Source organism: Methylobacterium sp. J-072, from assembly GCF_022829425.1.
GTDB lineage: Bacteria > Pseudomonadota > Alphaproteobacteria > Rhizobiales > Beijerinckiaceae > Methylobacterium.
On record NZ_JAKSYK010000126.1, the window covers coordinates 1 to 337 of the forward strand.

The window sequence follows — 337 nt, forward strand, 5'->3', positions numbered from 1 at the left end:
ATCAGGTCTCGCAGGAGCCCCCAGGAGGCCCGGCGCTGGATCCCGGCCACGCACGGACGCCTCGATGGAGCGCCGCCGCCGGTGGGCGGCCTCTGGCCGCATGCCGCAGGCTATCGTCGGCCGGTTCACCTTGGCCGAGCAGGCCGTGCTGTCGCTCGTGGCTGCCGAGGTGGCGCGCCGGAAGGACGGTAGGCTGTCGATCGAGACCATGGCCACCGTCACAGGCATGTTCCGCTCGACCGTGAAGAACGCGATCAGCGCGGCGGCGCGGCCAGGTCGGGTGCCGGGCGAGGATCGCCAGCTCCCCGGCGTCCGCAACGACAGGCAGGTGTCCCGC

1 pseudogene is annotated in these 337 nt (G+C 73.0%); it reads left to right on the forward strand.

Features of this window, described 5'->3' with window-relative positions:
• Nucleotides 1-100: 100 nt before the first annotated feature.
• A pseudogene (locus MKK67_RS14535) lies at nt 101-337 on the forward strand (helix-turn-helix domain-containing protein); the annotation flags it as partial.